General features: G+C 56.9%; 17 protein-coding genes and 1 tRNA gene. 7 read left to right on the top strand and 11 right to left on the bottom strand.

The window, feature by feature from the left end; genetic code table 11:
* Positions 1-141 precede the first annotated feature (141 nt).
* Positions 142-1,203 carry a hypothetical protein gene (locus tag AC781_RS01735; RefSeq protein WP_067772468.1) on the top strand — a complete coding sequence of 354 codons (1,062 nt, stop codon included), beginning with the start codon at positions 142-144 and terminating at the stop codon, positions 1,201-1,203.
* Positions 1,204-1,214: 11 nt separating this feature from the next.
* Here AC781_RS01735 and AC781_RS01730 read toward each other — a convergent pair whose 3' ends face one another.
* The 5 genes from AC781_RS01730 to AC781_RS01710 all read right to left on the bottom strand — a co-directional run bounded on the left by AC781_RS01730 (position 1,215) and on the right by AC781_RS01710 (position 5,907).
* Positions 1,215-3,506, bottom strand: coding sequence for an alpha-N-acetylglucosaminidase (locus AC781_RS01730; RefSeq protein ID WP_067772465.1), 2,292 nt, complete (start codon positions 3,504-3,506; stop codon positions 1,215-1,217).
* Positions 3,507-3,605: 99 nt separating this feature from the next.
* Positions 3,606-4,061, bottom strand: coding sequence for a NanQ anomerase/TabA/YiaL family protein (locus AC781_RS01725; protein WP_067772463.1), 456 nt, complete (start codon positions 4,059-4,061; stop codon positions 3,606-3,608).
* A gap of 76 nt (positions 4,062-4,137) precedes the next feature.
* Positions 4,138-4,872: a hypothetical protein gene (locus AC781_RS01720; RefSeq protein ID WP_067772460.1), complete on the bottom strand. Its 735-nt coding sequence runs from the start codon at positions 4,870-4,872 to the stop codon at positions 4,138-4,140.
* A gap of 186 nt (positions 4,873-5,058) precedes the next feature.
* Positions 5,059-5,769 carry a hypothetical protein gene (locus AC781_RS01715; RefSeq protein ID WP_067772458.1) on the bottom strand — a complete coding sequence of 237 codons (711 nt, stop codon included), beginning with the start codon at positions 5,767-5,769 and terminating at the stop codon, positions 5,059-5,061.
* A gap of 63 nt (positions 5,770-5,832) precedes the next feature.
* Positions 5,833-5,907: transfer RNA gene (locus tag AC781_RS01710), tRNA-Met, on the bottom strand.
* Positions 5,908-6,089: 182 nt separating this feature from the next.
* Between AC781_RS01710 and AC781_RS01705 the strand changes: the two genes are divergently transcribed.
* On the top strand, positions 6,090-7,328 hold the full coding sequence (locus AC781_RS01705) for an FxLYD domain-containing protein (protein WP_067772456.1): 1,239 nt from the start codon (positions 6,090-6,092) through the stop codon (positions 7,326-7,328).
* 97 nt (positions 7,329-7,425) lie between these two features.
* Positions 7,426-7,992, top strand: coding sequence for a protein-tyrosine phosphatase family protein (locus AC781_RS01700; RefSeq protein ID WP_071133185.1), 567 nt, complete (start codon positions 7,426-7,428; stop codon positions 7,990-7,992).
* A gap of 11 nt (positions 7,993-8,003) precedes the next feature.
* On the opposite strand, the gene AC781_RS01695 is transcribed toward AC781_RS01700, so the two are convergent.
* From AC781_RS01695 to AC781_RS01670, 6 genes are all read right to left on the bottom strand, one after another.
* Complete coding sequence (locus tag AC781_RS01695; protein ID WP_067772450.1) at positions 8,004-8,444, bottom strand: hypothetical protein; 441 nt, start codon at positions 8,442-8,444, stop codon at positions 8,004-8,006.
* 3 nt (positions 8,445-8,447) lie between these two features.
* Positions 8,448-10,361 (bottom strand): LpxL/LpxP family acyltransferase, encoded by a 1,914-nt coding sequence (locus AC781_RS01690; RefSeq protein WP_067772447.1) that lies wholly within the window; start codon positions 10,359-10,361, stop codon positions 8,448-8,450.
* 39 nt (positions 10,362-10,400) lie between these two features.
* Entirely contained in the window at positions 10,401-10,799 is a 399-nt protein-coding gene (locus AC781_RS01685) for a hypothetical protein (protein ID WP_067772445.1), read from the bottom strand.
* Positions 10,796-11,617, bottom strand: a complete 822-nt coding sequence (locus AC781_RS01680) for a hypothetical protein (protein ID WP_067772443.1) — start codon at positions 11,615-11,617, stop codon at positions 10,796-10,798. Before AC781_RS01680 ends, AC781_RS01685 begins: the two co-directional genes overlap by 4 nt.
* 18 nt (positions 11,618-11,635) lie before the next feature.
* Positions 11,636-12,451 (bottom strand): 1,4-dihydroxy-2-naphthoyl-CoA synthase, encoded by an 816-nt coding sequence (menB, locus tag AC781_RS01675; RefSeq protein WP_067772440.1) that lies wholly within the window; start codon positions 12,449-12,451, stop codon positions 11,636-11,638.
* Between the two features lie 317 nt (positions 12,452-12,768).
* Complete coding sequence (locus tag AC781_RS01670) at positions 12,769-16,350, bottom strand: beta strand repeat-containing protein (RefSeq protein ID WP_067772435.1); 3,582 nt, start codon at positions 16,348-16,350, stop codon at positions 12,769-12,771.
* Positions 16,351-16,907: 557 nt separating this feature from the next.
* Here AC781_RS01670 and thiE point away from each other — a divergent pair.
* The 4 genes from thiE to AC781_RS01650 all read left to right on the top strand — a co-directional run bounded on the left by thiE (position 16,908) and on the right by AC781_RS01650 (position 19,331).
* Positions 16,908-17,549 carry a thiamine phosphate synthase gene (gene thiE, locus AC781_RS01665; RefSeq protein ID WP_083076383.1) on the top strand — a complete coding sequence of 214 codons (642 nt, stop codon included), beginning with the start codon at positions 16,908-16,910 and terminating at the stop codon, positions 17,547-17,549.
* Positions 17,550-17,634: 85 nt separating this feature from the next.
* Complete coding sequence (locus AC781_RS01660; protein ID WP_067772433.1) at positions 17,635-18,174, top strand: rubrerythrin family protein; 540 nt, start codon at positions 17,635-17,637, stop codon at positions 18,172-18,174.
* A 206-nt stretch (positions 18,175-18,380) separates the two neighbouring features.
* On the top strand, positions 18,381-18,728 hold the full coding sequence (locus tag AC781_RS13210; protein WP_071133182.1) for a copper resistance protein NlpE N-terminal domain-containing protein: 348 nt from the start codon (positions 18,381-18,383) through the stop codon (positions 18,726-18,728).
* Between the two features lie 93 nt (positions 18,729-18,821).
* Positions 18,822-19,331, top strand: a complete 510-nt coding sequence (locus AC781_RS01650; protein WP_067772427.1) for a copper resistance protein NlpE — start codon at positions 18,822-18,824, stop codon at positions 19,329-19,331.
* Positions 19,332-19,343: the final 12 nt, after the last annotated feature.

Here is a 19,343-nt window from a genome sequence, read left to right as displayed (position 1 = left end):
TGTACAGGGCATGGCTCAATCATCTTGTTAGTGAAAGTGTTCAACGTTTGATGACCGGCAGGTGTTGAAAACAATAGAAGCAGCGTATGGGAATGTGATTCAACCGTCCTGTTCGCCTTCTGTTATGGAATCTGCCTGCTTATGGAAATTGCATGGAAAATTGTTTTGTTCTCGCTCGGAGTCGTGTTGATTCTGGCCGTGGTGCGTTCAGGAGCCAAGGTGGCGTTCATGAATTATCCGTCGTCGGAATTCATTTCCCGGACGATCTCCCGGACGATTTACGGCCTGTACAGGCTTTTCCTCTCGGACAGGAGAGGTTATGTGACGCTGCAGAAGCGGCTTTACTGGTTCAGCCCCTTGTTCCTGTTCGGCATGATTCTGGCGTATTTCGGCATCATGCTGTTCGGGTTCGCGCTGATTTACTGGAGTGTCGGTGCTGAAGCGTCTCTGGCGAACAGTTGTCTGGCGAGCGGTTCGGCTTTGAGTACCTTGGGATTCTATACGCCGCACATGGTGAGCGGAGAGGTGATTTCCATCATCGAAGGCGGCTTCGGGTTGGGTGTGGTCGTGTTCCTGATTACGTTCATTCCGGGGTACCAGTCCGCCGTGCAGCAGCGGGAAGATCATGCCGCCTGCCTGTATGCCCGAACCAACCAGTCGCCCGATTGCGAGTCGTTCTACCGATGGGTCGTGCGGTTCGATCTGCAGAATTCCATGTCCGCAATCTGGCTCCAGTGGGAAGACTATATCCGCATGATCGGCGATACGCACTGCGATTCGCCCGTGTTGCTGTTCACTCCTTCCACTCGAACGGGGCAATCGTGGGTGGTCGTCGTACAGGCCGTGCTGGATGCCGCCAATTTCGCAGCATCGGCATTGCAGCCTCAACATGTGCACGGGGCGAAGTCATGCCTGCAGGAAGGCATTTATTCGATGACGAGGGTGGCGCAATCCAATCCCATCCGTTATTGCCTGCCGCAGAATGATGGAGTAGCGGATGTGGTGCGCGATGATTTCAATACCGTGTGCAGGCATCTTGCTTCCCTCGGTTTTGAGCTCAAGGATGATCTGGATGCCGCATGGAATACGTTTGATGAGAACAGGAAGCGTTATGAATCGGCTTTGACGGTTCTTGCGCATTTGTCTTTCGTGCCGATGGATCACCGCCTAGTGAAAGCGGCGGCTTCGAATGACGGTCGCTAGGTGCGGGCAAGTTACCGCGCCTCGTTTGCGGATTCTTCAGGAGCAGGCTGAGTGGTATCAGGAGGCCTGTAACCGCTTTTTTCCCATAAGGGAATCCATGTTCTGACAATGTCTCCGACGATGGCTATGCTGTCGCCCGACGGTTCCAGCGGGTAACTGTCCGTGGCGGTGGTTTGGAGTGCCCAGTTCTTTTCCATGGCGGCAAAGTCGGGAGGCGAGGCCTGTTTGCCTTCCAGCAGGGCCCGGCGGTAGGCGATGAACTCCTGCCAGCGGGGCTTGCAGTAATGCGACAGAAGTCCGCTCCATTCCCTCCATCCGTAGTCGGCCAGGCTGGACGGTTGCCCGTCGGGAAACCAGACTGAGACGAGATTCCGGGCCTGCTGTTCGAACCGGTCATGTTCTCCCTGTGGCGCAATGTCGCGTGCGGCCTGAAGCCACGGGCCCAGCATGAAATCCTTTTCGCTGGCGAGCAGGCGATCCTGCATATCCAGCAGAGAGAGGAAGAGGTTCGCCTGTTTGTCGAACGTTTGAAGATCCTTGCGTGCATCGGCCTGCATCATGGTGCGGTAGGCTTGCAGTCCGAAGCCGGCGAGGAATTGCCGGGCTACGTCGACAAGGTCGTGGCGGTAGGCCGGAGTGTGGCCGCATCGCACCCGCTCGCTGTACAGCAGTTCCAGAGCTTTCCGGATATCGTCCACATTGTAGGGCGGCTGCACGGACGCGGCGAACGGAGAGACTTTGCGCACATCCGTGCCGGGGCGTGCGCAGAAGATGGATTCCGTGGGCCTGCGGTGGTTGGGGAATTCTCCATAGGCGGAGCGCAGCAGCAGCAGCCATGCCTGCCGCAGGCCGTCCGATGCGGCGCCGTAGCGCCGGTCGGCATAATGCCCGATCCATGTTTCGAGGCAATCGGAGCGGCGGTTCCATGGCAGATCGGTCACGAGATCCGCGACGACAGGGTTGACTCCCGTACTTTCCCATGTAAGGCCGATGCCGATGGGGGGCGTACCCGAGCGGTTCGCCTTGAGGAAATTGTGCCAGATGGCGGGCAGGCGGCCATGCAGGCCGACATTGCCGCCATATTGGACGATGGTGGACAGGTACCAAGGTTTTCCGGAAAATCCGTTGTTTTTCTCCCAGTTGCGGAAAAACTCCCCGCAGAGTTCGACAACTTCGGCGTGCTCCGGATCCAGCCCTTTCAGCAAGGCGGGGGAAGGATTGCCGCTCCAGCCTTGTAGCATCCAGACGGCATCAGGGTGGCTGCGGCGCATGAGATCCTGGACTTTGGCTGCCATGCGGGGTACGTCGATGCCGCGGGCATTGCCGCCTTCATGGAACAGATCCCCTGCAAAGCGTGAATTGTTGCCGTAGAGTTTGGCCTGCTCTTCGTACCATGCTTCGGCGACGCGGTCGAAAAGAGGATCGTCCGGATGCAGGACGGGCGGGCGGGGTACGCCGCACCAGCTGCCTTGGGGCAGGAGCCGTGCCCCCGGGTTTTTGTTTGCGAAGTCGAGCGGCACCAGGCCGACGAAGCCTTGCAGGATGGCCCGCATGCCGAGTTCGTGCATGCGGGCCAGTATCTTTTTCTGGAGTTCGACTCGCGATTGCACGTATGCTTCCGAGACGGGGCCGCCGATGCCCTGGCAGTTGCCCATCAGCCACCATGCGGTGTAGGCTGGTCCGGTGGGGAAGGTGCGGGCTTGGTCACGCGTGTAGCCGAATCTTTGGAGGACGCGGAGCCATATTTCTTCCGTGCCGATGATGGCTAGGGGAGTATCGACGCCGTAGAGGCAGAGGAGGTCCAGCTCACGTTCCCATCGCGGCCAGTCCCACCATGCCATCGTGTAGTTGAATGTGCAATAGTTGAAAGCCGTGGCATGCTGCTGGCGGCTGTCGAAATACGCGATTTTGTCCGGCCCCGGCAGCTCTTTCGGCAGGTGCAGCTGGTCATGCGCCCATGAAACGTGGGCATGGGCGAAATGTTTGAGGTACAGATTGAGGCCGGAAGCGAGGCTGATGGTATCCGCCCCTGAAATGCGGATTTTACCTTCGGGCGTGCGGATAATGCCGATCCGTCTCGTGGCTTCGTTTTGCAGGGACGGGTCGATGACGAAGGCGAAATCGTCCGCCCTGTTGCCCAGCAGGCGATGCGTCAATTGCCGCATGGCGGTTTCCTTTGCGCCGGGCAGAGGCGCCGTGTCATGCGGTGCGGCCGTGCCGGCTGGCGGTTGGGCAAGGGTTGATCCGCCCATGCAGGCCAGAATGGCACAGGAGAGGGCAGCATGTCGAAGGTTGATTGTCATGACAGGTGGAGATGGCAAAAGGGCTGATATATTATCCAAGCGCCCTTATTTATACCTTCCTGCGATTGCCTGTCTTTCAAAAAATGCAGGATTTCGGCATCATTCGTTGCTGCATCTGACCTTGACGACGATTTTGCGGATGGAGCCTTCGCCGATGCATCCGGCATGCGCATCTTCCGGGAAGAAGATGACGAAGCTGCCCGGCGCCGCTTCGAAGAAAGTCTCCGGAGCATCGTCGTAATGTTGTGCATCCTTGTCGCGGTTGAACGGTTCGGACGGGGTTTGAAGGTCATCCCGGCTTTTCCATGCGAAACGCTCCGTGGCGGACAGTGTCAGGTGAATGTCCAGAAATTCGTCGTGTATTTCCAATCGGGCTTTGCCGATAGGTTTGAGCGTGCTGTCGTTGACGGCTACGATCAGCCTGTCTTCGGCAAGGATATGTTTGCCCGGCTCAAGGGTGGCCGGGTCGAGGGATGCGAGGTAGTCGAAAGCCTGCTTCAATAAAGGGTGCAGGGAGGTGTAGCGCGCGGCGTTGCGGAGGTTGTCGAGAATCATCGGTGAGAAAAGGTATAGGAGACTATATGCTTTTCTCTGCCCTCATGCAAGGGCTTATTCGGGGGCCGGGCCTTGATCATTCGCAATTGCCGAAGCTGTCGTGAGAGTGGAAATTGCACTCCGGATCGGAACAGTTGTGGCTTTGCGTTCGCCCCATTTGGGACGGCAATGGATCATTGTTCAGCCAGTCATTGGTGCAGATTCCGTATGGTATGGCTGTGACGAACATGGCCGGAAGGTCGATGGCGCAAAACGATAGCCCTACAATGGGCAGCCGGAGGATGTTGCCGACGGACCTATGTGTGGAAGGCGCTTTGAGTTCGTAGGAGCTGAGGAGTGTGCCGGGTTGCGGTGCAGTCGGAGATTGGGCGTTGCCGAGAACAGTGAACGGGCTGCTTTCGAATTCTCCGGAAGGTATCCATGGTGCATCCGGTTCAGGGATGGGGAGGTTGCCTTGGCCGGGCAGAGGCAGGGATTTTTTGTTATAGGAGAATATTTCGTGGTATGCCCACTCTTTTGTTTCCATGCAGATGTAGTGGGATGGCTCGGAGACGGATGTCCACATGCGCGGTGCGGGTCTGAGGCGCAGGCGAGGAGCCTTGATGTAATAGCGGCCCGATTGTTCGAAGATTTGTGCGGCAGGCTGGCTTGTGTTGATGTAATATGCTTCGATGTATTTTCCCGGCGCGTCGAGTTTTCCCGACGTGTTGAGCCAGCAGGATGCAAGGGTGAGGCAGAAGCAGGCAGGCCATGCGAAGAAGGCCAACCGGATAACCGTACGGAGCAGGTGATGGATATAGCAGCGGTTCATGGAGAGGGGATGTCCTTATCTGAAATAACGCATGAACATGTTCTTCGTCCGAAAAAAAGGAAGTTTTTCAGATAAAAACATGGCACTCCATGCCATAAGAGACGAGTGCGCATGAATAGCAGGATCGCGTGGGCATCTGGATGGCATCCCGCTCGACAGGAGAAAGACCGCCAGCCGGCATGGTTTTCAGCGCTTCGAATGCCTTTTACCGTGCTTGCGATGCTTTTTTAAATGCTTGTCGATAGCATCGTCGATGAGCGCGTCCAGAAAATCGTCTTCATCTTCATCGTCTTCATCGTCGTTCGACATGAAGGGTGAGACAAGGATGTTGCCCGGAAGGTCGATCGCGCAGCCTGCGATCAGTACTAGCGGCAGGCGTAGGATGTTTCCCGTCGAGCGGTGCGTGTCCATGATTCGGATGGAGTCCGGATTCAGGATGTCTCCTTCCCGGCTGTGCTGGATGCCGTTTTCTTTTCCAATGACGGTGAAAGGATTCTGTTCGAATTGTGCGGCAGGAATCCATGAACCCGATGCATGCAGGATGGGGTGGAAGTCGCCTTCCGAGAAGTTGATGCTGCCGGTATCCATCGTGAATATTTCGTGGTATCCCCATGCGGGAATACCGGTGATGCGGCTATGCATGGGCTGTTCGGGAGGATCGGTTTCCGCTTGCCGGGGCTGCCATGTTTTTGTTGAGGCTGGGAACCGGACGACTGGCGCTTTGACGTAATATTTCCCGTTCTGTCGGAACAGGCAGGTGGTCGGTCGGGTGGCGTCGTAATAATATCCTTCGTATGTTTTACCGATGGAATCAAGCTTTCCTGATGTGTTGACGACGCAGGATGCCGCTATTGCGGCGGTACACAGACAGGCGGATTGAATAAGGATACGTTTCATGGCGGGAGAGGCAGTCGAAAAACAGAAAAGCGGACTTGTTGAAAGTCCGCTTTTCTTGAAAACTGGTAGCAGGGAGGTGATTTGAACACCCGACCAAAGGCTTATGAGTCCTCTGCTCTACCACTGAGCTACCCTGCCGTGAGTGGTTACCTTGAAGGTGCGGGAAGAATACAGGATTCATCGCCGTTTGTCGAGTATTTTTTTCATGTGCCGGATTTTTTTTCGATCTGTTCGAAGCGTGCTGCGGAAAATGGCGGTTTGAGTTTTTTGTCTGATATTTTCTCTTGAATCTGATAGAAGAACCGATTATATTTCGGTGCATGTTACCCAAAATTACCCAATTGGCGATGTGTTTTTTTGCATCGATGTGCGCGTCTGCTTCTCCGTTCGACCAGATAGGCGATATGGCTGTGTATTCGGCGGATAAGGACGGTACGAAGTATTCCTATACATTCCTGGCTGTGGGTAAGGATGATGATGGACATATTTACGGGGAAGGTACGCTGGAGACGGAGGGTACGCGTCTTTCTTTCGATTACTTGCATGCAGGAGGAGAAGAATACGAGATTGCGACGCGTTTGAAGAGTCTGGAAGCGGATGGTTCGCCGAAGGTGGCGAAGCGGAAGGCGACGATCAGGCCTGGCCGGAATCTTGTGATTCAAGGAATGAATGCCTATTTTCCGACGCAGTTTGCATTGAAGAAAGAGTCGAAACCGCGCGATTGGAAGGAGGCCCGGGAACGCAATTATTATTTCAAGCAGGGGGCAGGTGAGTCGAACCGGAAGAAAGAGGTTGAGCTTGCATGGGTTCGCGGCAGTAAGAATCTGTTCGAAGTTGATAAGCTCTATGTTTTCGAGTGTCCCGAGGAACGGTTTGCCGGGTTTGAAAATCCTGTCGATTTGCATCTTAATTTTATGGCTTTGGGTTCGTTGTCCGGAGGGAGGATGTTCGGTGTAGGGTATCTTTCGGTGGAGGAGAATGGACAGAAGGTGCTGTCGAACAATTTTCTGTGGAAGCAGGTGTCGGATGTTTCGGGGGTGGTGCAATTCCATCTGAAGGAGGTGTCGCCTGAAGCCGATTGGCAGGAGTTGATGCTGGCGCGCAGGGATGGAGTGTATCAGTTTTCCGGGTGGGGTTCATTGAAGTCGACGCTGCCGTGGAAGTGTTTTTTGATTGTCGATAAGGAGGAGCTCGGATCTTTTAGCAGTGAAAGAGACGTGGAGGGGGTGCGCCGTTTGATCGAACCCAGGGTGAATAAGGTGGAGGTGCCGAAGAAGGTTGTGCCCCATGAGGATTTTTCCGTGGTGGGCAAGGTGTCGGTGCAGCGCAGGTCGGGTTTTGTGACGGTGGTGGCACGCATTCAGAATAATACGAACCGGGATTACAGGTCGGTCTATGTGTCGTACGCTTTGCTGGATGCTCAGGGAAATCCCATCGGCAAGACGCTGGGTTCCATTTCCGATCTCCGGGCGGGGCAGAGCAAGGTTGTGGAGTCAAGGGCGGAGGATCAAGGAGCCAAGCATGTGGAGCTTGATTCGATCGAAGGATTCGGCAATTGATCGAGTGCTGGAGGGAGGCCTCCGCGCTGACAGAGCCGGGAGTTGCTTTCCGGTGTTTTGTTTTGTAGAATGATTCCTGAAAATCGGTATTGTTTTCATGAATGTTTTGCCTGTGCCGGATGATAGTTGGGTGATTTTAAGGCCGCTGGGGCTGCCTTCCGGTTGTGTCGGCACTTTATTTTTGATGGGGATGCCCGGGTACCATCGTGCGGACGGTTCTCCGAAAGAGGCGTACGGATGTTTACAGAAGCACGGAGTGGATTTTTTGGTGAATCTGGTCGGAATCAGTGAGATGGAAGAGCGTGGTGCGGCCTATGCGGAGGATTGGAAAGCCGGGCGGGTTCCCGTGGACGAGGCTTTGCATTTCCCTTTGAATGATTATGCCGCTCCTGCCGATGCGAGGAGTTTTGCGCGGCTGTCGCACAGGATGGTCGCCCGGTTGAAGCGGGGCGGTTCCGTCGCGGTGCATTGTGCGAACGGTATGGGTCGCACGGGGCTGTTGGCAGTCGCGGTGCTGATGGCGATGGGGGTGGACCGGGATGAGGCCCGTGCCAGTGTGCGGCGCGCCGGTTCCGGTGTAGAGTCTCAGGCGCAGCAGGAGTTCCTGGCCGGGTTGGAGCCGATGCTGCGGGATGGCGGCTGTTCCGCTGAGGTGTTCGCCTGACTGGATGAAGTTCAGCGATTGTTGTCGGTAAGCCAGTGGAATCCCCCCCATTTGCAGGGGGATTTGCCTGAGAGGGCTTGAAGGAAGCGCAAGGCCGTACATGCGGCAATGGTGTACGCTATGAAGAGGGTAAAGGGGATGGCTGCCCACATGGCGAAGAGCGCGGCCTGGGGGAAGTTGAATATCTGAGTGAGGAGGATGGGGACGAGGATGTACCCGATGAGGTTGAGGAACTGGAGGGTGAGCAGGAGGTTGATGGATTCCGTGAGGCGTTTGCGAAGGATTGGCGGTTTGACGAGCTGCCTGAGGATGAAGGGTAGGATGGCGCAGGCGATGGGAATCGGCCATGGGTACTGCACGAACGGCAGGGCGGCGAGTGGCGCCAGTTCGATGCTTCCGGCCATGAGCCTCTGCCGGATGTGCTGGAGGCTGGAGGTTTCGGCTGTTTGCATGGTTTAGAGTTTGTCGAGGACTTGCCGGACGGTGATCCGGTGCATGCAGGGGGTGGGCTGGTCGCAGTGGGTGCGGTAGCAGGGGTGGCACAGGGTATGCCTGTTGATGTAGGCGTGCTGCGTGCCGAGAGGCCGGTAGCGGTCAGGAAGTCGCGTGCCCATGAGGACGATGCAGCGTGCGCCTTTTTGCGCCGCCAGTCCGGGAATGAGGCCGTCGCACGCGATGAGGGTGCATGAGTTGTTGAGGTGGGCGCCGTATTCGTGCGGTTCCGCGAGGGTGAGCGGTATGCCGAGGTGTTCGGCAAGCTGCGTTGCGCGTTCGCTGTCGCGGGGCAGGGCGAGCAGGGAGGGTGTGGAAGAGAGTTGTCCGATGAGTTCCGCCCAAGCGTCGTCCGTCCATTCGGAGGCCGGGCCGAGGGTGGAGAAGGGGGCGATGAAGAGGCTGGGGGCGTTTGCGGCAAGCGGTTCCGAGGGGGAGGGTGCGAAGTATTCGGCTTTGCGCCGCGTGATTTCATGGTGTTCCAGGAATTCCATGTAGTCTTCGACGCGGTGGACGGGTTTGCCGCCGCGCTTGACGGGGACTTTGCCTCGGAAGCGGTGTTTTTCGGAGCAGGGATGGTTTTCGAAGGCGCTGAGGGTGATCGGGCGGATGTGGCGAAGTTCTTTGAGGGTGCGCGGTGAGTTGTCCAGCAGGAAGGCGAGGTCGAAGACGCCTTCGTTGTAGATGTCGTCTGCATCCAGTTGCTGCGCGAGCGGGGTTGCCGGGTTGTCCGTGGTGAATGTGTGGGCTGCTTCGGGCTGGCTTTGCCAGTAGGCTGCCTGTTCACTGGGGCAAATGACGTTGATCTGGGTATCCGGGCGCGAGTCGAGCAGGCCGCGCAGAAGTGGCAGGACGAGGATGGCCTCTTCGAATGCTTCCGGCATGGAGACGAGGATGCGGAAGGGTTGCAGGGGATAGTTTTGCAGGAGTTCGCGTACGTCGTCGATTTGGGGCGGGGCGAAGGCGAGGAGGGTTTTCCAGCGGTCGTGCATCCAGAAGCCGTCGAGGATGCTGTTTTTCTGGCATTCGGCGAGAACTTCGTTGATGCGGAGGGTGATTTCCTGTATGCCTGCGTTTTCAGGTACGTCGATGACGGTGTCCATGACGGCTTCCCAGTGGCCGATGGATGTGTTGCGCGTGTAGATGGCGTAGAGCGTGCCCCGGCAGCGTTTGTAGAGGAGGGCGGGCAGGTAGGTGGTGCCCGTGATTTTGCCGAAGTAGGGAAGGAAGCTGCCTTCCTGGGTGAATTGGTCGCTCAAGACACCGATGAGGCTGCCTTCACGGGCGAATTTGAGGGTGGAGCGGAGTCCCGATTCCTTGCTGAACATCTGGCATCCGTAGGCGGTGCGCGATTTGTAGACGAGCTGTTCGAGCAGGGGGTTGCTCATGCGGCGGTACATGGAGCCGAAGCGTTCCGTCTGCCGGAAGAGGGGCCGGATGCGGGCGAGGATTTCCCAGTTGCCCGCGTGCGGGATGCAGGCGATGCCCGTGCCTCCCGAGACGACGGATTGTTCAAAGATTTCGGGATGGATGAGGCTGACGTAGCGGTTGAGTTCTCTGTCCGTGAGGACGGCCGTTTTGGCCGCACCGATGAAGTTCATGCAGGTGCGGACGATGTTTTCGCGCACGAGTTTGCCGAGTTCCTTGCCGCGCAGGGTGGGATCGATGACGATGCGGAGGTTGCGTGCGACGATGCGGCGACGCCCCGGCATGAAGAACCAGACGGCGTACCCCAAGCCGCGGCCCATGCGGCACAGCAGGGGCATGGGTGTGATTCTCAGGAGGCCCTGAAAGAGCTTGAATCCCCACAGGGCAAGCCTGTGCCGGAAGGAGGCTTTCGGAGCGGATGCCTGTTCAGTTGGTTCGGATGTGGACACGGGTGTTCCTTTGGCTGGATGAGCCAGTGCGCCGGCATGTTAGTTCCACTGCATGACGGCGGGGATGTGGAACGGTTTGCGGGTGTAGGGATCCCATGCCTTGTCGTGAGCCTTCATTCCCGAGAAGTTGATGGGGTTGTTCGGGGGATAGGGCGAGAGGACGATGTCTTTGTAGCTGGTCGGGAAGGCATAGGGGAGGCCGTCCGCATGGTAGGTGAGGGTTCCGCGTTTGACTGCCTGGGGGGCAGGAAGTTCCCTGTCCGAGACGGTGACCCATTCGTTGTTGGCGGGTTTTCCGTTGTTGTCGGGTATGGCGCGGACAGTGGTACCCGGGTATTCATCCTTGATGACCTGGCTGAGGAGCTGCCCGAAGCAGGATGTCAACGCGACAAGGCTTCCGAGAGCCAGAAGAGAGGTGACGACGTGTTTGCGTTTCATGTTGTCTGTGATGGTGTGGTGATTTGTGCCGGAGGCGGATACAGGGTGATTTTTCCTTTGCCGAGTACGGGGGTATAACGGCTGTTTTTGATGAGATCGAAGATGTCTGCGTAGGCTTTCGCCAGGCTTTCCATGGCGGGCTGGAGGAGGATGAGCGTGTAGCCTTCCGGCAGGGGGAGAACTCCGAGGCGGCCGCCGCGCGGGAAGGTGCCGAGGATTTTTTCTCCGCCGTTGTATTCGATGCGGACGTGGTGCGCATCTCCCGCCTTGACGGTGACGTACATGGAGACGGTTTGGTTGTAGGTGTTGCCGATGGTGCGGTTGATGACGATTTCCGCGTAGTCGTCGAAGAGTCGGATGCCGACGCCGTGTGGGTGGGAGAGGGGCGGCCCGCTCTGGGTGGGGGGCTTGAGGCTGGTGCTGAGGTAGCTGTTGATGTCTTCCTCGGTGAAGGTGACGGCTTCTTTGCCGGAGATGGCTTTTTTGAGGAGGGTGGGGATGTCCGGCGTGGGAGTGTTGCCGTTTTGGAGAGTGATGGCTTTGTAGCCCTGGATTTCGGAGAGGTCCTGCGGTACCCAGGTCAGGAAGACGAGGGAGCCGATGAAGGCGAGGATGCCGAGCGCAACCAGAGTGGAGATGAGTTTCCAAAGGCTGAAGCGGTGCAGGATGCGTCTCCAGCTGAAGCGCCCGTACGGTTCTTCGTCGATGTAGTGCGCGTGTTTGTCGTCTTCTTCGGGGGTGTCGAAGAACGAACCCCAGATTTCTACCGGGGGTTGTTTGGAGCCTTTGCGGCGGCGTTTGTTGTTTTCGGATGCCAAGGCGGAGCTGGATGGCGGTTACGGGATGCGGGGGAATTTCGAGAAATCGGGCTTGCGTTTTTCAACGAAGGCGTCACGGCCTTCCTTGGCTTCTTCGCTCATGTAGTAGAGGAGGGTGGCATTGCCGGCGAGGTCGAGGAGGCCCATTTGTCCGTCGCAGTCCGCATTGAGTGCGGATTTGAGGCAGCGGAGGGCAAGCGGGCTGTGCTGGAGGATTTCGCGGCACCATTGGAGGGTTTCCGTTTCGAGCTGTTCCAACGGGACGACGGTGTTGACGAGGCCCATGTCGAGAGCCTGTTGAGCATCGTATACGCGGCAGAGGTACCAGATTTCGCGGGCTTTTTTCTGCCCGATGATGCGGGCCATATAGGAGCAGCCGAGGCCGCCGTCGAAGGAGCCGACTTTGGGGCCGGTCTGGCCGAATTTGGCGTTGTCTGCGGCGATGGTGAGGTCGCAGACGAGGTGCAGGACATGGCCTCCGCCGATGGCGTATCCGGCGACCATGGCGATGACGGGTTTGGGTATCTGGCGGATTTTTTTCTGGACGTCGAGGATGTTCAGGCGCGGTACGCCGTCTCCGCCGATGTAGCCGGCATGCCCGCGGACTTTCTGGTCGCCGCCGGAGCAGAAGGCGAGGGGACCTTCACCCGTGAGGATGATGACTCCGATTTTGGGGTCTTCATGGACGAGGTGGAAGGCGTCGAGCAGTTCATGGACGGTCTGGGGGCGAAAGGCGTTGCGTACTTCCGGGCGGTTGATTGTGATTTTGGCGATGGCTCCGTCGTCGGTCGCTTCGTAGCGGATGTCGGTATATTCTTTCAGCGTGGTCCACATGGCTTCTCTGGCGATTATACCCTCGCGGGCGTGCGAATAAAGCAAAAAATATGTACTAGGCCCAGTAGCTGGCGATTCGGGAGATTGATGCGGGGGAAACAGGAGTGGGCCATGACGTGCCCGGTGCATGGCTGTTTCATGTGCCGCTTCGGTTCGTTTTTCTTGATCTGTTTTTGTTGTTTTATTGTAATTGTTTGTTTTTTAGATGTTATGGCGATGTGTTGATGGTTGTTCGGTCATGTGATGCGGTGTCAAAGAAAAACGGAGTATCAAGCGATACTCCGTTTTTGACGATGCTTCAGTGATGGAGATATGTTTTATGCACGGCGGCGCCTGCGAAGGAGCAGGGAAGCCATGCCGAGAATGCCCATTGCCGCTGTAGCAGGTTCGGGAATAACGCTCTGATTGAAGGAGACCTGCAGCCATGAGTTGGTGCCGTCGGTCCCGATCGCATAGTGTTCCGTCCATGCGGAGGTTTTGTTTCCGGCGTTCCAGCCCAGAATGCCGGAGTCGATCAAGGCCTGGTAATCGCTTTCGCTGGCTCCCGTCCACGAGAGGAGGTCATAGGTGATGCCGGTGGCGATTCCCGCAGCCCCGAAGTCGAGCATGAGGGTGGCGGTGGTGTCGTATGTCAGGCCGTTCAATGTCCAGTTGATTCCGTCCGCTCCGGCATGGGAGACGTCGAGAGCAAGGCTGGAACCGGCTTCGAGCACCAGCGCTCCGGCTGTGGCATTGTGTTCCGCGCTGAGCATTTTGTTGGCGGATGTGCCGCTGCTGATGACGATGCCGTTGGCGAGGTTGTATCCGTTGAAGTCCATAACTCCGTCCGACAGGCGTACTGTGCCGGTTCCGAAGGCGGTGGAACTGCCTGCCACGATTGTTCCGGCCTGCACGGTTGTGCCGCCCGTGTAGTTGTTCGTTCCCGAAAGCAGGGCGCTGCCCGTACCGCTTTTGACGAGCCTGCCTGCCCCTGTGATTGTTGCGTTCAAGGAGAGGTTGCCGTTGTCGTTGCCGACGTATACGGTTTTTCCGGTCGCGGCGGAAATTGTCATTCCGGATAATCCGGTTGTGCCTCCGGCAATTTCAAGCCCCGATGCGGTGCCGATGCTGAGTGTTCCCGAATAGTTGTTGTTCGTTCCGGAGAGGACGAGCCGCGAATTGGCCGTGGCATTGTTGTAGGTGACGTTGCCGGTGCCTTTCAATCCACCTGCCAGGGCCAGTCGCTCACTGTTGGAGGCGATGACCGTTGCAGAGGAAGCCGTGATCGAGCCGGAGACGATGCCGTTGCCAAGGTTGTTGAGCGTCAGATTGCCTCCGTTCAGTACAAAGCCGTTGGCAAGGGTGACGGTGTTGGCCGTTCCCGTGCCCGAATTGCCCGAAACAGTCAGGGTGGCTCCGTTTTGTACCGTGGCGACGCCGCTGCTGCCGTCCGCCTGGTAAGCGCCGAACGGTGTCAGCGTTCTTCCGTTGGTCGTGGCATTGGTGTCGAACGTGATGTCGCGGCGAATGAGCGTCTGGCCCGTGTAGCTGTTGGTCGTCCAACCGTTTCTGAACATGAAGCTGTTGCCGCCTCCGGAGCCGGTGCCTTCATCCTTGATGGACAGGTTGCCGTTGCCCGAGATCGTGCTGTAGATGATCGTGCTGTTGCCTTGGGTGAATCCTCCGATGTTGGCATATCCTGTACCTGTGTCCAGAATGAAGTCGTTGGAGATGGTATTCGCCCCGGCAGCCGGGTTGATGGCCCATACCTGTACGTTCGACTTGAGGGTGATCAATCCGGCACTCTTCGAGGTGAAGCTTCCGTTGTTGCCCTGGAATGCCAGTTTCGTGTTGGCCGCCATGATGATGTCGCCGCTGTTCAACGCCGATTTGCCGCTGCCTGCGCCTGCCAGCGTCAGTTGGCCTTCCGTGATGTTCAGCGTGCCGGTGAATGCGCTGCTGGCATTGCTGAGGTACAGCGTGCCGCCGCCGACTTTGGTCAGCGTGTCGGTACCGACGATCGCGCCGTTGATCGTTCCTGTTCCTGCGTGGACGCGCAGCGTGCTGTCTCCGGCAAGCGTCAGGGTGCTATTGACCGTTGCGCCATCGATACGGAGCGCGCCCGAGGCGGCCACATCGGAGCTGTTCCAGCCTGAGCCCGATATGGAGATGTTCTGGGTCCATGTGCCGCCGCCCATGTACAGCTGTCCGCCTTGCGTGATTGTGATCGACGAGGCTGCCATTGCTGAGGTGCTGGCTAAGCGTCCGCTGCGGACAATTACATCTCCCGTGTATGCCGCCACATTGGATGATGCAGATGCCGTACCGGCGGAGCTGCTGTCGTTCCCGGTTGTCCAATCGATGACCAGCGCGCCTTGGCCCGCACTTCCCGCAATGGTGCCGAGCCCGGCCTGCGCACCGGTGGATTTCAGCACGACTTCGCCGCTGTTGATGGTAGTGCCTGCGAGTGTTTGCGTATTGCCGATGTTGGCCGTGCCTCCGTTGACGGTAAGTGTGCCGGTTCCGAGCGAGTTGGCTGCCGATGCATTCAGGATGCCTCCATTATTGACCACTGTGCCTCCTGTGTAGCTGTTGGCCATGTTGAGGGTGGCCGTGGCATTGCTGACGGAGAGTGTGGCACCGCCTGCAATATTGCCTGTTCCGTCGGATGCAAAGGTGTAGTTTCCACCCGTGATGGCGATGTCTCCAGGGTTGAGGGTGCCGGAGACGGTGACGGACTGTGTAGCCGCCGTGCCGTCGAAGGTGACGATGTCGCTATCGTAGAAGGCATCGGCATTACCGCCGTTGTGCCAGTTGGTGTTGGAAGTATCGTGGTTCCACGTGGCATTGCCGGACGTTCCGTTCCATGTGAGATTGGCGATTGCGCCTTCAATGTTGAGCGTCAGGGAAGATCCTGTATTGACCAATTGGTATGTCTGTCGTCCCAATCCGGTGACGGTGTACGTGCTGACGTCGCCATTCAGGATGCCGTTTGTCGAGATAAGCGTGTATAATCCGTTGTTTGCTCCCGAAGACAGATTGATAACCTGATTGGCGGCCAGCGTGACGGAGGTGATCGACGATCCGAACGTCAGTGTGCTGTTCGTCAGGTCGGAGGAGGTGTATGTCAGGTTGGCGGATGTCAAGGTGACTGAAGTTGCGCCCAGAATATCGCCGCCGTTTTCTCCGACAATAAGATTGTTGGACAGGGAAATACTCCCCGTTCCGAGATTCAGGGATCCTCCGTCCAGTGTAATGTTGCCCGTGCCAAGTACCGTCTGAGCTTTTGCTGCGCCGCTGGGTGCGAGGTCGAGCGTGGAATTGCCCCGGATGTTCCACGCGATGTTGCTCGTGTTGACGGTGGAGGTGGAATCGATGGAGAAGGTGCCTCCTCCCCGTATGTTGATGGTTCGCGTCGTCGTATCTCCGTAGATCCGGTTGGACGCATAGAGTTTGACCGTTTTTCCGGCCGCGATGTCCATATTGGCATCGGCATAAAATACTGCACTGCTGCCGCCGTAATTATAGCGGGCTGCAGAGCTGCCGATATTGAAATCGGACTTGGCAATGATGTTGCATTGCCCGGCTACTCCTCCGATGGTAGCCGCATCTGCCGCGCTGGATGCCCGGAAGAAGATCGAACGGTTGTTGTTTGCATTCGGCATCAAGGAGAAGCCTGCGGCGCCCGTGTCCACAAGAATGCTGCCCAGTGACATGGTGTTGAATTGGATGGTTGCCGCTTTGTTGGTAGCCGATGCATAAGTTCCCGAAAATTTCAGTATATTGTTGCTTGATCCCGACCATGTGCCCGCCCAGTCTGTGACGGTCGGACTCCAGTTGGAAGACGTATGCAGCCATTGATCCGTTGCTCCTGTCCAAGTGTAGATGCCCGCCTGGGCTGCCCCGGATAGGAGAGACATTGACAATAGAGATGATATCAATGCTTTGCGTAACGAATACGGCAGATGTACTTTCATGGTTTTATTTCTTTCGAATTGCACGGGTGTTCAAACAACCCTTTTGAACATTAGCAAAAGTGTATCCGTTGTCAATATCGAGGGGTGATAACAAACCGATGTGAAATAATGTTTGATGTAATGCAATATCTAAAAAGATTCTTAAATATTGAATTATGATTGCAATGATATTTGCGATATATAGGAGGAAAAAATTCAAGAAAGGAGAAGTATGACAAAAAAAGATTTCGAGATGTGGAAGAAGGTGGATGCGATTGATGGAAAAAGTTTGAAATTTAATTTCTAACAGGCATTTGATGCGCCATGTCATGGGCCTTTCATCGTTCCGGAAACGGTGTTGCCGATGCGGTGATGGAACGGCTGTTCCGAGGTGTGCCGTTGTGAGTGGACATGCTGCCTTGAATCCGGTATCGGCGCGTCTCCCGTTTTCCGTTGACGGGGCAGGAAGCTCGGGTGGGAATCTGCTTGTTTTTGCCGGGAGGCCGCGGTATGCTCTGCGCATGGATAGACGTGAGATTCTGGCCGGATGCAGGTTGTACGGTATTGTGGATATGGGATATGTATCTCCCGATCACGCAGAGGAGGCTGCAGCGGCCTTGATTCGCGGCGGTGTGCGAATTTTGCAGTTGCGGGCGAAGGGCATGCCGGAGGAAGACGTGAGGATGCTGGCGTATCGCTTGCAGCCTTTGTGCTGCGAGGCCGGGTGCCTTTTCATCGTGAACGATTACCCGGAAATAGCCATGGAATGCGGAGCGGACGGCGTGCATGTGGGGCAGGACGACGGTGCGCTGAAGGAGGTGAGGAAGATGATCGGTGAAGGGATGCTTGTCGGGCGGTCGACGCATAGCCCCGAACAGGCTTTGGCTGCCCATGCCGAAGGCGCGGATTATATCGGGTTCGGTCCGTTGTTTCCGACGGGCACGAAGCCCGGTCGCCCGGCCATCGGTCTGGACGATGTGTGCCGAGTGGGTGAGGCTCTTGGGGATTATCCGGTGTTTTGTATCGGCGGCATTAACGGAGGTTCGTTGGACAGGGTGCTGGAGCATGGTGCGCGCCGCGTCGTGATCGTGTCGTGGCTCCTTCTTCATGAAGATCCGGCGGGTGCGGCCCGCGATGTCATCCAGAAGCTGGAGGGCAGGTAAATCCGCGCCTGCGGAGCGTTCCGTTTTTTCATTCGTGTTCGATTACGGGCTTGCCATGGTGCATGTCATATTCTATATTGCGCTAATGGAAATGACGCTTGAGAATTTGAAGAATGCCGTAGCGGGGGAAAGTACGGCATCGGCTGCTTACGCCGCTTATGCAACGAAGGCTTCCTATGAAGGGTATCCGGCCATTCAACGCCTGTTCGAAGCCGCGTCGAAAGCCGAACGCGTCCATGCGGTGAATCATATGAAGGTGCTGGAGCTGCTGGGCGGAAAGGTCGAGGATCTGGATATCAATATTCATGTGGGGACAACGTCGGATAATTTGCGGGCGGCCATCGCCGGTGAGACGTACGAGTTCGAGAGCATGTACCCTTCGTTCATAGCCGATGCTCAGGCGGAGGATGTTCCTCTGGCCATTCGTTCGTTTACTTGGTCTCTGGAGTCGGAGAAAGGGCATGCCGATTTGTACCGGGCCGCCTTGCACCAGCTGGAGCAGGGGACTCCCCATGCGCTGCCGAATATGTACCATGTGTGCCTGAATTGCGGGGATACGTTCAGCTCTCTTGCCGGGCTGGTGATGTGCCCTCTTTGCGGCAAGTTGCCCCAGCGGTACAAATGATCCGGCGATGTGCGTGCGGGTTTGGCTACGGCCGCCCGGCGCGTTTTGTTGCTGTCGGATACGATGTATTTTGAACGGAATGGGATGCCGGGATGTCAGCATATATCACTATGTATGCATTTTCTCTTCGAATGTTGGCATGTGCATCGGCGATTTTTCTTCTGCCTATAGCCGGGCAAGCCAGTGATGCTCCAGTTTCTGCAAGTGTGGAGGAGCCAAATGCCGGTACTTCGTGGGCCGGTGAATACAAGGGGGTGATTCCTTCCGCCGATGGGCCCGGCGTGCAGATGATTCTCACTCTCGGTGCCGACGGTTCGTTCAAGAAGGTGGCGACTCTGATCGAGAAGGAGGCGCTGCCCTATGTGACGGACGGGAAGATCGAATGGATCGAAAAAGGAAAACGGTTCAGGATTCACGATCCCTACCGGGAAGAGATGTACGAACTGGATGGCGGCTCCCTCTATGTGCTGGATGCCGAAGGCAAGCGCGTGAAAGGGAAGATCGGTGCATATTACGTTTTGCACAAGGTGGCGGAAGGGAGCGGAAGAAAGTGATTGTACACGCGCTGTATGGCTTATCCATACCGGGCGAAACGAAGCCGGCAAGATTTGCCGGGAGCGGTTTCACGATGGAAGGATAAATGTTTTATGAAATGTATTTTGTTTTTGTTGTCCATGGGAGCGGCTCTTCCTGCCGTTCATGCCGATGAGGCCGGGAGACCCGTCTCGCAATCGGTTGCTGCCGTTCCGGCCATGTCCGCATGGTGCGGAGTGTATGAAGGGACGCTGCCTGCGGCGGATTGCGAAGGTATTCTTGTGCAGCTGACGCTGAATGCCGATATGACCTGCAAGAAGGTGACGATCTATTTGGGGGTGCAGGATGAAGCGGTCGCGGACGAAGAATTGACCGATCTGAACGATGTTTTCCGCAGTGTGGAAGGAAGCCTGCCCGAGGTTCAGGAAGGGACGCTGGACTGGAGCGATGATGGGAAAACGCTGGTTGTTCATACGGAAGAAGGCCAGGAGCTCTATGAGCTGGATAAGGACGGCCTGCATATGCTGAATGCCGACGGCAAGAGGGTGACGGGGCCTCTGGCACCCTATTACGTGCTGAAAAAGGCGGAGAGCGAGTCCGGCACGGCCCGCAAGGGGGTATAGTATTCGTCCATT

It is taken from the genome of Neoakkermansia glycaniphila, assembly GCF_001683795.1.
In the GTDB taxonomy this organism is placed as follows: Bacteria; Verrucomicrobiota; Verrucomicrobiia; order Verrucomicrobiales; family Akkermansiaceae; genus Akkermansia; species Akkermansia glycaniphila.
The sequence above is the reverse complement of the archived record's forward strand: the minus strand, read 5'-3'. Positions and strand labels throughout refer to the sequence as shown.

Excerpts from the sequence above, each read along its gene's own strand:
- menB (WP_067772440.1), bottom strand. The coding sequence starts at position 12,451 with ATGTGGACCACGCTGAAAGAATATACCGACATCCGCTACGAAGCGACC.
- AC781_RS01725 (WP_067772463.1), bottom strand. The coding sequence starts at position 4,061 with ATGATTCTCGACAACCTCCGCAACGCCGCGCGCTACACCTCCCTGCAC.
- AC781_RS01730 (WP_067772465.1), bottom strand. The coding sequence starts at position 3,506 with ATGACAATCAACCTTCGACATGCTGCCCTCTCCTGTGCCATTCTGGCC.
- AC781_RS01685 (WP_067772445.1), bottom strand. The coding sequence starts at position 10,799 with ATGAAACGCAAACACGTCGTCACCTCTCTTCTGGCTCTCGGAAGCCTT.
- AC781_RS01720 (WP_067772460.1), bottom strand. The coding sequence starts at position 4,872 with ATGAACCGCTGCTATATCCATCACCTGCTCCGTACGGTTATCCGGTTG.
- AC781_RS01735 (WP_067772468.1), top strand. The coding sequence starts at position 142 with ATGGAAATTGCATGGAAAATTGTTTTGTTCTCGCTCGGAGTCGTGTTG.
- AC781_RS01660 (WP_067772433.1), top strand. The coding sequence starts at position 17,635 with ATGGAAATGACGCTTGAGAATTTGAAGAATGCCGTAGCGGGGGAAAGT.
- thiE (WP_083076383.1), top strand. The coding sequence starts at position 16,908 with ATGGATAGACGTGAGATTCTGGCCGGATGCAGGTTGTACGGTATTGTG.
- AC781_RS01695 (WP_067772450.1), bottom strand. The coding sequence starts at position 8,444 with ATGCAAACAGCCGAAACCTCCAGCCTCCAGCACATCCGGCAGAGGCTC.
- AC781_RS01650 (WP_067772427.1), top strand. The coding sequence starts at position 18,822 with ATGAAATGTATTTTGTTTTTGTTGTCCATGGGAGCGGCTCTTCCTGCC.
- AC781_RS01715 (WP_067772458.1), bottom strand. The coding sequence starts at position 5,769 with ATGAAACGTATCCTTATTCAATCCGCCTGTCTGTGTACCGCCGCAATA.
- AC781_RS01705 (WP_067772456.1), top strand. The coding sequence starts at position 6,090 with ATGTTACCCAAAATTACCCAATTGGCGATGTGTTTTTTTGCATCGATG.
- AC781_RS01670 (WP_067772435.1), bottom strand. The coding sequence starts at position 16,350 with ATGTCTCTCCTATCCGGGGCAGCCCAGGCGGGCATCTACACTTGGACA.
- AC781_RS01700 (WP_071133185.1), top strand. The coding sequence starts at position 7,426 with ATGAATGTTTTGCCTGTGCCGGATGATAGTTGGGTGATTTTAAGGCCG.